The sequence below is a fragment of the Phyllobacterium sp. genome, from assembly GCF_037994405.1.
Classification (GTDB): Bacteria; Pseudomonadota; Alphaproteobacteria; order Rhizobiales; family Rhizobiaceae; genus Phyllobacterium.
Map to the genome: position 1 here is coordinate 1 of NZ_JBBNAN010000208.1, position 9,609 is coordinate 9,609.

At 57.7% G+C, this 9,609-nt stretch carries 7 protein-coding genes; 6 read left to right on the forward strand and 1 reads right to left on the reverse strand.

The features are described from left to right. Window positions 1-266 precede the first annotated feature (266 nt). The 4 genes from AAAC48_RS11850 to AAAC48_RS11865 all read left to right on the forward strand — a co-directional run bounded on the left by AAAC48_RS11850 (window position 267) and on the right by AAAC48_RS11865 (window position 3,743). Window positions 267-1,388 (forward strand): multicopper oxidase domain-containing protein, encoded by a 1,122-nt coding sequence (locus AAAC48_RS11850; RefSeq protein WP_340654364.1) that lies wholly within the window; start codon window positions 267-269, stop codon window positions 1,386-1,388. Beyond that, window positions 1,385-2,590: a metal transporter gene (locus AAAC48_RS11855; protein WP_340654365.1), complete on the forward strand. Its 1,206-nt coding sequence runs from the start codon at window positions 1,385-1,387 to the stop codon at window positions 2,588-2,590. Before AAAC48_RS11850 ends, AAAC48_RS11855 begins: the two co-directional genes overlap by 4 nt. Before the next feature lie 100 nt (window positions 2,591-2,690). After that, window positions 2,691-2,906 (forward strand): hypothetical protein, encoded by a 216-nt coding sequence (locus AAAC48_RS11860; protein WP_340654366.1) that lies wholly within the window; start codon window positions 2,691-2,693, stop codon window positions 2,904-2,906. A 132-nt stretch (window positions 2,907-3,038) separates the two neighbouring features. Next, complete coding sequence (locus AAAC48_RS11865; RefSeq protein ID WP_340654367.1) at window positions 3,039-3,743, forward strand: SDR family NAD(P)-dependent oxidoreductase; 705 nt, start codon at window positions 3,039-3,041, stop codon at window positions 3,741-3,743. Window positions 3,744-4,144: 401 nt separating this feature from the next. Here the strand turns inward: AAAC48_RS11865 and katG are convergent, their stop codons facing one another. Continuing rightward, a complete protein-coding gene (gene katG / locus AAAC48_RS11870; protein WP_340654368.1) occupies window positions 4,145-6,340 on the reverse strand; it encodes a catalase/peroxidase HPI in 2,196 nt (731 codons plus the stop codon). Between the two features lie 343 nt (window positions 6,341-6,683). On the opposite strand from katG, the gene AAAC48_RS11875 reads away from it, so the two are divergent. Together AAAC48_RS11875 and AAAC48_RS11880 are read left to right on the forward strand one after the other, a co-directional pair. Continuing rightward, window positions 6,684-7,622, forward strand: coding sequence for a LysR substrate-binding domain-containing protein (locus tag AAAC48_RS11875; RefSeq protein ID WP_340654369.1), 939 nt, complete (start codon window positions 6,684-6,686; stop codon window positions 7,620-7,622). Window positions 7,623-8,056: 434 nt separating this feature from the next. Continuing rightward, on the forward strand, window positions 8,057-9,415 hold the full coding sequence (locus AAAC48_RS11880) for an Nramp family divalent metal transporter (RefSeq protein ID WP_340654370.1): 1,359 nt from the start codon (window positions 8,057-8,059) through the stop codon (window positions 9,413-9,415). Window positions 9,416-9,609: the final 194 nt, after the last annotated feature.

Below are 9,609 nucleotides of genomic sequence, written 5' to 3' on the forward strand. Positions count from 1 at the left end.
AAACTTTCCTTCTGGGTATTGGGGTCCACCAGCAAACTCTCGGACTCGTTGGTCGGCCAATCGTCAGGCCTCATGTGAGCTTCACCTTCCGGAAACTTTTAAAGACGTTATGTATCTATCATAGCCTCGGCTATTGTTCCAATTCAATCTGCAAATTTCCGTTCCAAAAAAATCTCGACATGCTGAAAGTGAGATATAGCACTTGCTATAATGTAGGCATAATGCTTTACTTCATTTGGAGTGCTAACTGGAGTTGCGACGAACCAATGCTGAAATGGGCACAGACGAATCTAAACAGGCGGCGTCTGTTAGGTGGAAGTATCGCGACGATCGGAGCAACGGCCATCTGTTCGAGCAGCGCGGCGGCACGGAACGCCCACGAAGATCACGCGGGTGCGGCACCAAACGTCGATGCTGCCTCCCCTGCCCACAAATCGGCGCATGGTGCAATGATCACCGTCGGCTCGGTCGACTATGCCCGCAATGGCTTCGATCCAACTTCAATGCTGACGGATTGGTACACGGGGGTCGTCAGTGAACTTCCCGATGGGCGAAAACTGCGCACGTTCGAGATCACCGCCGAGGAAAAAGAAATCGAAATCGCTCCGGGAGTGATGTTTCCGGCATGGACCTACAATGGAAGGGTTCCAGGACCCGCACTTCGCGCAACCGAAGGAGAGCGTCTCAACATTCTATTTCGAAACAACGGCTCTCATCCGCACTCGCTGCATTTCCATGGGATCCATTCAGCGCGTATGGATGGTGTGCCTGGCGCAGGCGTCATCGAGCCCGGTGAAGAGTTCCTGTATGAATTCAATGCGAAGCCGTTCGGCTGCCATCTTTATCATTGCCACGCGCTTCCGCTTGCAAGGCACATCCACAAGGGCATGTACGGCCTGTTTGTGATCGATCCCGATCCCGCTCTCCATCCCGACCAGAGCGACGTTGCAAGTTCGCGTCTATTCGGTTCTCCCGAAAATGGCCAATGGCAGGAAATGGCCATGATCATGAACGCATTCGACACAAACTTCGATGGCGAAAACGAATTCTATGCCTGCAACACAATTGCGCATTGCTATGCGAAGGAACCCATCAAGATCGACCGCAACCGTCCGGTTCGCATTTATCTTGTCAACATCACCGAATTCGATCCCATCAACTCTTTCCATCTGCACGGCAATTTCTTCGACTACTACGATCAGGGCACGACCCTGACGCCGACTTTGAAGACCGTTGACCTGATCATGCAGTGCCAGGCCCAGCGCGGCATTCTTGAGTTTACTTTCAAGGAGCACGAGCCGGGGCTCTATATGTTCCACGCCCATCAATCCGAGTTCACCGAACTCGGCTGGATGGGCATGTTCGATGTCAGAGAGACCCTGGCATGAGAAACGAACCCATAGACACCACGTCATCTGTCGCCGCACCAAAGGGGCCGGGTCTGTCTCGCTTCCTCTGGCTTCTTTTGCCTCTTGCCGTCTTGCTTGCGGCCATGGTCTGGCTCTTGCAGACGAATCCATTACAGAATTTCAACAACGGTGCGCCCCCTGTCGAAAACCTTACCATCGAACGCACGATGCTCGATCAGGAAGGCATCAAATTGTTGATTCGGGCCGGCGGCTCGGATCCGATGATGATCGCGCAGGTTCAGGTCGATGCAGCCTATTGGGAATTCAAGCAGGTACCGCCAGGACCGATCGCCAGGGGCGGCACCGCCTGGATCACCCTGCCCTTTCCCTGGATGCTAGGAGAGGCACACAAAATAACTTTCGTCACCAACACAGGCGCGACATTCGAACACGAGATTGCCGTGGCGGTACCGTCTCCGGCAACAACCTCCGGCAGCCTCTGGTTTCAGGCGGTTCTCGGTGCATTCGTGGGAATTCTGCCCGTTGCGGTCGGTCTGATGTGCTACCCGGCCCTGCGCGGTGCAGGGTATGGAACGATGACGTTTCTTCTGGCGATGACTGTCGGCCTGCTTGCATTCCTGCTGGTCGACACGGTTGTCGAGGCTCTCGAGTTCGCGGACAAGTCCGCGGCAATATTCCAGGGCAACGTTATGGTTGTTCTGATTGCCATGGCCAGTTTTCTCGTATTGATGGCGATCGGACGGCGGCGTGGCACCCCAAAGGGTATCGCGTTGGCGACCTATATCGCCCTTGGCATTGGTCTGCACAATTTCGGTGAAGGATTGGCTATCGGCGCAGCCTTTGCGGCGGGCGCGGCCGGACTGGGTAGCTTCCTTGTCCTTGGGTTCACGCTACACAACATCACCGAGGGTATCGGCATTGCCGCACCGTTACTGAAGATCCGTGTCACCCTCGCCACCTTCGTTGGATTGGCGCTGTTGGCGGGGGGGCCTGCCGTCACAGGCATATGGGTCGGCAGCCTCGCTTATGCGCCGCAATGGACGGCAATTGCCCTGGCGATCGGTGCGGGCGCGATAGCTCAGGTCATTGTCGAAGTCAGCGCACTGATCGTGCGCACGCGCGACCAAGGAATGAGTGCGTTGCTGGCACCGTCGGCGTTTTGCGGGCTAGCGGCGGGGACCGCCTTCATGTACGTCACAGCCATGCTTGTTAAAATCTGATACCGAGCAGCCCGCCGCATGCATTGAGCCGGTCATATATCGGCCCTCTTTTACTGCCGGGTCGCTCCGTATCCGGATTGCTTGGAGAAGGCCTGTCACCATGGAAACAATCGAAATTAGCACACGAAGCGATTTTGCCCTTTGGGCGATTGAGCGGGCCCAGGAAATCGTCATGTCTGAAGGATCGGCCCTTGCTTTGGCCGCGCGTGATATGGATGAGGCAGCGCTGAAAGAATCTGGTGCAGCACTGGGCAAGGCGATTGCCGACGCAATGCTTGAAGTGTTCGATGGTCTCGTGCCTGAGGAGACTGCATAAGCCCATCGGTTCTGAGAGCCGAGCTCAGCGCCAATGGAACGGGTGCTTTGGTGGGTCTGATCGGTTAAGGTCGGGCAATTCACTGTTCAGATCGTTTTCTGGTTTTAAGCCAGAATGCAGGGGATTACTGACATGACGACACCGCTTCCCTATCGCACCGCCCTCATCGTGGGCGCAGGAATCGGCCTCAGCGCTTCTCTCTGCCGTCTTCTGGTCGCCGAGGGAATCAAAGTTGGTCTGGCCGCCCGCAACGCCGGCAAACTGGAACCGCTGGCAGCGCAAGTTGGCGCTGAAACATTTGCCGTTGATGCATCCAGCCCCAGGGAGGTCATTCAGCTATTCGATCAGGTGGACGCACGGATCGGCGCGCCTGACATTGTGATCTATAATGCTTCCTCGCGGGTGCCCGGGCGGCTCACAGATCTTGCTCCCGAAACTGTGCGCAAGGCGATAGAGATTTCCGCATACGGGGGCTTTCTGGTTGCCCAACAAGCAGCAAAACGGATGCTTGTAGACCGCAACGGCGCAATCTTCTTCACAGGAGCAACCGCCAGCGTAAAGGGCTTTGCCCGCTCGGCCGCTTTCTCAATGGGCAAATTTGCACTTCGCGGCCTGGCCCAAAGTGCCGCCCGTGAATTATCACCGCAAGGGATTCACGTCGCCCACGTGGTGATCGATGGGAGCATCCGCAGTGCCGCTCACCCCGATCCGGTTGACCACGTGGACAGTACCCTCGACCCGGATGCAATCGCGCAGACTTACCTTGCCCTCCTACGTCAACCGCGGAGCGCGTGGAGTTGGGAAATCGAGGTGCGGCCTTGGGTGGAGACATTCTAATAGCTCCTCCGACAAAAAGAGCGTGAATGCATATCCGTCTTTGGCCCAGGCATCAGCTCACGCCGACGCTCGTTTGCAGCGTTTTGCGCCGAAGTGGAACTTGGAACGTAGAATTTGTGCGAACTACTCAATGTCGCCGAAGGGTGGGAATAGACGTCTCGCGCACAAGCTCTGACTGACTGCGTTGCTGGCTGAGCGGACAGTGAGCCGACCAAAACCCGAATGTGTCGCAGCCGAGTTGTCAGGTGCCTACGGCAAGGCGGCGTTTCAATTGGCTTTGAAACGCCGCCCGGCATCAGATGTTCCTGCGGGCGACCTAGGCGATCGCAGGCATGGATTCTATCTCTCCGGACCGACGCTCTGAGGCTTCAGCAGCCCCCGAGCGCGCCCTTGCGCCCAGATCAGGCAAGTTCGGGACGGTCCAGGTTCATCACCTTGTTCCACGCCGCCACGAAGTCGTTCACAAACTTCTCGTTCGAGTCCGCGCACGCATAGACTTCAGCGAGGGCGCGCAGTTGGGAGTGCGAGCCGAAGATGAGGTCTACGCGGGTACCGCTCCACTTGAGTTCGCCTGTCGCCCGGTCGCGTCCTTCGAACACGTCCTTGGCGTCCGATGTCGCCTTCCACTCCGTGTCCATATCGAGCAGGTTGAGGAAGAAGTCGTTCGTCAGCGTTTCAGGTCGCTTGGTTAAGACGCCGTGCTTGGACTGTTCGGCATTTGCGCCCAGGACGCGCAGGCCGCCGACGAGCACAGTCGTCTCAGGCGCCGTCAGCGTCAGCAATTGCGCCCGATCCACCAACAGCTCCTCAGCGGACAAGCGCTGCTTGCCGCGGAGATAGTTGCGGAAACCGTCAGCGGTCGGTTCAAGCGGAGCAAAGGAGTGGACGTCCGTCTGGTCCTGCGACGCGTCCATGCGCCCGGGTGTGAAGGGAACCGTCACGTAATGTCCGGCGTCCTTCGCGGCCTTCTCGATTGCCGCGCAGCCGCCAAGAACGACCAGGTCGGCAAGCGAAACTTTCTTGTCGCCGGACTGCGAAGCATTGAACTCCTTCTGGACCGCTTCGAGTTTCTCAAGAACCGTCGCCAGCTGAGCCGGCTGGTTGACGTCCCAATCCTTTTGCGGCGCGAGGCGAATGCGCGCGCCGTTCGCGCCACCGCGCTTGTCGGAGCCACGGAACGTCGAGGCAGACGCCCAAGCCGTCGTGACCAGCTGGGGCACCGAAAGGCCAGATGCGAGGATCTTCACCTTCAGGGCGGCAACGTCCTCCTCGTCGATCAGGACATGATCCACGGAAGGAATGGCGTCTTGCCAGGACAGTTCCTCTTTCGGAACAAGCGGGCCGAGATAGCGCACGATCGGGCCCATGTCGCGGTGCGTCAGCTTGAACCACGCCCGGGCAAATGCATCCGCGAACTGATCCGGATTCTCATAGAAGCGCCTTGAGATCGTTTCGTAGGAAGGATCGAGCCGCAAGGCGAGGTCAGTGGTCAGCATGGAGGGCGCGTGACGCTTTGCTGCGTCGTGGGCATCCGGCACCGTGCCTGCGCCTGCGCCGCCCTTCGGCGTCCATTGGTGCGCGCCGGCCGGGCTCTTGGTCAGTTCCCATTCGTAGCCGAACAGGTTGGCGAAGAAGTTGTTGCTCCACTTCGTTGGGGTCGTGGTCCAGATCACTTCCAGGCCGCTGCCAATCGTGTCGGCACCTTTGCCGGTGCCAAATTTGCTCGTCCAGCCGAGGCCCTGCTCTTCGATGCTGGCGCCTTCCGGTTCCGAGCCCACCAGCGTCGCGTCGCCGGCGCCATGGGTCTTTCCGAAGGTGTGTCCGCCGGCGATGAGCGCGACGGTCTCCTCATCGTTCATTGCCATGCGCGCGAAGGTCTCGCGAATGTCCCGCGCCGCGGCGATCGGATCAGGCGTGCCGTTCGGCCCTTCCGGATTGACGTAGATCAGACCCATCTGCACAGCACCGAGAGGATTCTGAAGATCACGGTCGCCGCTGTAGCGCTCGTCCGCCAGCCACTGGCCTTCGGGACCCCAGTAGATATCCTCTTCAGGCTCCCACACATCCTCTCGCCCGCCGCCGAAACCGAACGTCTTGAAGCCCATCGACTCGAGAGCAACGTTGCCCGCGAGAATCATAAGGTCGGCCCAGGAGATCTTCCGGCCGTATTTCTGCTTGATCGGCCACAGCAGCCGGCGCGCCTTGTCGAGATTCACGTTGTCCGGCCAACTGTTCAGCGGCGCGAAGCGCTGCTGGCCGGCTCCGGCACCGCCGCGGCCGTCGCCGATGCGGTACGTGCCGGCGCTGTGCCATGCCATCCGGATGAACAGCGGCCCGTAGTGGCCAAAGTCGGCTGGCCACCACTCCTGCGAGTCCGTCATCAAAGCATGAAGGTCCTTGATCACGGCGTTCAAGTCGAGGCTCTTGAACTCTTTGGCATAGTCGAACGCCTCGCCCATCGGATTGGACAGTGCGGAGTGCTGGTGGAGAACCTGGAGGTTCAGCTGGTTCGGCCACCAATCCCGGTTGGCCCTGGAAATAGTTGCGTGCACGACCGGGCAATTGCCCGCGCTCTTTTCATCAGTGTTTGCGTCCATCTTTCTCTCCGATCGTTGCTACGTTGATTGAACTCATCCGTGAACAAGGACGATTAATGCCCTTGAAGACGGCCCGTTTCATGGCCAGCGCGATGACCAAGTACCAAAAACGTCGAATGTCCTACTGCTCGGAGGCTGCCTTGAACAAGACTCCTACAGCAAAGGATGCCCGAGCGCGCCAGCCACCTGGAAAATCTGGACATCAGCGACCTGCGCACCACCCATACCCACGATGCAAGGCGGTTGTGACATCAGCTGCTCTTGATCTCCTTTTCGAATCTTATACCAGAGCGGCATGATTAATTTAAGTTGGATTTATTGATTGCAGAGATAAGATGCCGTTATGACAAACCTGACACTGAAGCAGCTTCGTTATTTCGAAGCATTGGCACGACATAACCACTTCGGACGCGCGGCCGATGCCTGTGCGATCTCTCAGCCTGCCATCTCGGTGCAGATCAAGGAATTGGAAGAAGCGCTGGGCACAGAGCTCTTCGAAAGAGGCGCGCGGCAGATCCGGTTGACCAACTTCGGAGAACAGTTTGCCCTGCGCGTGCGCGACATCCTGCGTTCGGTAGATGAACTGGGCGACTTGGCGCGCGCCTCGCGAGACCGACTGGTGGGACGGCTGCGGATAGGCGTGATCCCGACGATTGCGCCCTACCTGCTGCCTACAATTATCGGCAACCTAGCCCGCGTGCATGACGGCCTTGATATTCACGTGCGCGAGACGCTAACGCAGAAGCTGATCCAAGAGCTGGCGGAAGGACGGCTTGACGCGGCTATTGTTGCCCTGCCCGTGTCCGAACCTTCGTTGACGGAAGTTGTGCTGTTTGCGGAGAATTTTGTGCTGGTCCGGCCAGGGGACGATGAGGGAAAGCCGGTGCCCAATCGCGAAACGCTACGCGAAATGAGGCTGCTTTTGTTGGAAGAGGGGCATTGTTTCCGCGATCAGGCTCTGTCGTTCTGCAGTATGCATTCGGCACGACCACGCGAGTTGCTGGACGGTAGCTCTCTGTCCACCCTGGTCCAAATGGTGAGCGCTGGCATCGGTGTTACTTTGATCCCAGAAATGGCAGTGGCGGTGGAGACGCGCTCGGCGTCAGTATCTGTCGCCCGCTTCAAGAGTCCCCAGCCTTCGCGGACGATTGGCATGATATGGCGCAAGACGAGCCCAATTGCCAAACAGCTCTTGGAGATTTCAGAAGTAGTTCGTCAGTCAGCCGACGCGTTGCGCGAGCAGCACGATCCAATATCATCGTCGCACAGATCCTGGACCTGACGGCCAAAGGCCGTATTCGACGGTTGCATAGCTAACGACCGCTTCCCATCCAAATCCCCCGCCCCTCCCTAGCTGACCATTTTTCGCAGGTATTACGGACGTCCGCTATCGGTCCGATATAGTCCTCGACCAGCTCCGTCCGGCGATTGTGGCGGGTTCATCCGTCTGGGTACTGGGGTCCACCAGCAAACCCTCGGACTCGTTGGTCGGCCAATCGTCAGGTCTCATGTTCATGCAATCGATCCAGTACGCGATCAGTACATCGTTTCCGTCCGGGCGCTGTTCCTGTGGCTATCGCTGTAACCGTCATTCAAGTGTTGAATCAAAATGACGTATGTCGCCATAAAAATGCCCTATGCAATCCAGTATAGCATAGGGCATAATGTTGAGCATAGGCGTAGTTCCCACCAAATATCAGCTCCCGAAAGGCCGTCATGTCTGAAACTCAACTCACTGCCACAGCACGGTCAGAATGGGGCTTTTCCAGCCCCGACGAGGATTTGCGTCCGAGCCTCGCGGAAGTAAATTCGACGATCAATGTACCGACGGGTGGGCACTGGATCAGGCGGTTCCTGGCTTTCGTCGGTCCGGGCTACATGGTCTCAGTCGGGTACATGGATCCGGGCAACTGGGCGACGGACCTCGCGGGCGGATCGCAGTTTGGTTACACGCTGTTGACGGTCATCCTTCTCTCCAACCTGATGGCCATCTTGTTGCAATCGCTGGCGGCAAGGCTGGGGATCGTGACGGGCCGGGATCTGGCGCAAGCTTGCCGCGACAATTTCTCGCGCCCCGTAAACTTCATGCTGTGGATTGCATGTGAGTTGGCAATCATTGCCTGCGATCTCGCCGAAGTCATCGGAACAGCAATTGCATTGCAGCTATTATTCGGCATCCCGCTCATCGGAGGCGCATTGATCACCGCGCTCGACGCATTCCTATTGCTCCTTTTGATGAATAAGGGTTTCCGCTTCCTGGAAGCGTTCATTATTTCGCTGTTGATCATCATTGCTGTCTGCTTTGCGGTACAGATCTTCGCGGCCGCCCCTCCCGTCGCCGCAGTCCTGGGCGGATTCTTGCCATCTCGGGAAATCGTGACCAATCCGGCAATGCTTTACATCGCCATTGGCATCATTGGCGCTACAGTGATGCCGCACAATCTCTACCTGCATTCCTCCATCGTCCAGACCCGCGCCTATGAGCGTAATGACAGTGGTCGCAAGGAAGCAATCAAATGGGCGACAGCTGACAGCACCATCGCTCTCATGCTGGCACTCTTCATCAATGCGGCGATACTCATCGTTGCAGCCACCGCCTTCCATGCCAACGGCAGAACCGATGTGGCTGAAATCGGTCAAGCCTTTGAACTACTATCACCGCTCCTCGGCCTTGGGATCGCCTCTACGCTGTTTGCCGTTGCGCTTCTGGCATCAGGACTCAATTCAACAGTAACGGCAACCCTGGCTGGCCAGATCGTTATGGAAGGCTTCCTTCGCCTGCGCATTCCGCGCTGGGCAAGACGGCTGCTCACGCGGGGCATTGCCATCGTCCCAGTTGTGGTGGTCACCGCGTTTTACGGAGAGAGAGGGACAGCTCAGCTGCTTGTCTTCAGTCAGGTCATTCTCTCGATGCAGCTTCCTTTCGCTGTCATCCCATTGGTCAAGTTTGTTTCGGACAAGCGAAAAATGGGTAAATTTGTCATCCCCATGTGGCTTGCCGTTTTGGCCTGGATCGTCGCGGGAATTATCCTTGTTTTGAACTTCAAGTTGCTGTTTGACATACTGTTCAGCTGATCCCCGGCGTGCCCACGGCGACAACGTCTCGATGAGCCGGCCATGTGGTCGCAAGCTGCCGATCATGAGCGTCGGCAAACAAGTGATTTCCGCGATCTCGGCCCGCCGGCCAGAAACACGATTGTGGAGCCGGCGAAATCAGCACAACAAACCCTGTCGCTTTGCGCAACCATACGGAAACACTGGTGAGGGGG